The sequence below is a fragment of the Marinomonas algarum genome, from assembly GCF_020532605.1.
Lineage (GTDB): Bacteria > Pseudomonadota > Gammaproteobacteria > Pseudomonadales > Marinomonadaceae > Marinomonas > Marinomonas algarum.
This window is the reverse complement of the sequence record NZ_JAJATW010000055.1, coordinates 1-2072: the sequence shown is the minus strand read 5'-3', so window position 1 is coordinate 2072 and position 2072 is coordinate 1. Positions and strand designations below refer to the sequence as shown.

General features: G+C 47.3%; 2 protein-coding genes. Both read right to left on the bottom strand.

The window, feature by feature from the left end:
• Nucleotides 1–8 precede the first annotated feature (8 nt).
• On the bottom strand, nucleotides 9–1511 hold the full coding sequence (tnpC, locus tag LG368_RS15200; protein WP_211537720.1) for an IS66 family transposase: 1503 nt from the start codon (nucleotides 1509–1511) through the stop codon (nucleotides 9–11).
• A 43-nt stretch (nucleotides 1512–1554) separates the two neighbouring features.
• Nucleotides 1555–1911 (bottom strand): IS66 family insertion sequence element accessory protein TnpB, encoded by a 357-nt coding sequence (gene tnpB / locus LG368_RS15195; RefSeq protein ID WP_211537719.1) that lies wholly within the window; start codon nucleotides 1909–1911, stop codon nucleotides 1555–1557.
• Between the last annotated feature and the right edge of the window lie 161 nt (nucleotides 1912–2072).

Here is a 2072-nt window from a genome sequence, read left to right as displayed (position 1 = left end):
GTAAGCGCCTAACCAACCACGTCCTTACAATGCCAAGGCAAAAGTGCTTCGATGTCTGCCAGGCTTTGTGCATTAGGAAGCACTTTAAAGATCTGCTTTAACCAATCGTATTCATTAAGACCGTTGGCTCTGGCTGTTTCTATTAGACTATACAAGTTAGCGCTGGCGGTTGCCCCTGCTTGGCTTTTACTAAAAAGCCAGTTTTTACGTCCAATAGCGTAAGGGCGTATAGCGCGTTCTGCCGCATTATTGTCTATCGGGTAATGGCCTTCTTCCACGTAGCCAATAAGCCGATCCCACTGATTATTTAGATACACTAAAGCCTTACCGATCGACGTTTTCGGGGCCACTGTGATTAAGCTTTTTTTCATCCAGACGTTAAGCGCCTCTAAAATCGGTACGGCCTTTTCTTGGCGTACTGCTCGACGTTTATCCGGGGGCATGTCTTTGGTTTGTTGTTCAATACCGTACAACTTTTGGATGTAATTAAGCCCTTGATCAGCCTTTCCTATTTTGCCTTTAGGCTGTACGTCTTTGGCTTCTTTAAACTTGCGTCGGGCATGAGCCCAGCAACCTAAACGCGTTATCTGGTATTCATCGCAGGCTTTTTGATACCACTCGTAGCCATCGACCATGATGGCTGGTGTGTCTGAAGATAAGAGGCGTAATGGAACCGATTGGGCACGGCTGTCACTGTAGTGGAACACGCACGCAGATTGAGTGCCTGTGCTGCGCATGACCCACATGTAGCTTTTGCTTTGCGCCGTTTTTCCTGGCTCGTCCAAGACCTGCAACGTGGTTTCATCCATATGCAAACACGGCTGCTGTTGTAAGGTATCGTTCAGAAGATTGATCAGTGGCTGCACTAATTCACCACACTTTATCATCCAGTTCGCCAGGTTAGTTCGATCCATGTCGATACCAATACGTTTGAAGATCTCGCTTTGACGATAAAGTGGTAGAGCATCCGCGTATTTACTGGTGGCCACGAAGGCCAACAGACCTGGGCTGGCAATGCTTTTCTCAATAGGTTGTTTGGGTTTGCGAGCGGTCACCACGTGGCTACTGCAACACGGACAGGCATACGTTAAACGCTTGTGACGAAGGACCTTAATGTGTGCTGGTATGATATCCAGTTGCTCATGATCTTCACTGCCAATGACGGTCAGTTTGGTCCCGTCATGAGGGCAAACTTTATCGGCATCCGATAAATCATACACAATCTCTTCACGAGGGAGTGAATCGGGAATACTGATTCGAGGTTTACGTCGGCGTGTATGGCCTTGAACGTCTGTGACCTCTTCCTCATCGTCAGATGGATCTGCGATGATGTCTTCCGCTTCGTTAAACAAGCCCAACTGATCGGGAGAGAGTTTTTCACTGGAAGGACTAAATCGGCCCTTTAATAGCAGTGTAATTCGCTCATGCAACGTACTAATCTGTCTATCACGCTCAGCAAGCTGAGCACGCAATTGATCATTTTCTTGTTGTAACGCGGCGGTATCATTCATAGGTGGATTATACCGCAGAATAGAGAAGCCGTACTAAGGTCGCTTAAGAAACCTCAGTGTAATAAAGTGGTTCGTGGGGCGTGATCCGACTCATATCAACACCACGCAATAGCCAATTCCATTGCTCATGACTGATCGTCATAGTGCTACACTCCTGCTTACGTGGCCATTTGAAACGTTCTTTTTCCAAGCGCTTTTGCCATAACGCGAACCCTGTATGATCCCAGTACAGCACTTTCAGTTGCGTTCGTGGCTTGTTGCAGAACACAAATAACGCCGGTTCGCATGGCGCTAACGCCATAACGTCGCTCACAATGACGGCCAGACCATTAATGGCTTTACGAAAATCAACAGGATCTCGATGTAAATAGATGGGAACATGACTTGGCCATTGAATCATGCCAATAACCTCACTAAGGCAGCCATAGTCGACGGGGCCATGGAATCTGGGCAGTGAATTTTACACTGACCATGCTCAATCACCACCTGATTGGTAACATGACTTGAGTGCTCTGACGATACGACTTGCAAGCGAGTGAAGGCAGAAGAAGGGTTATCAAT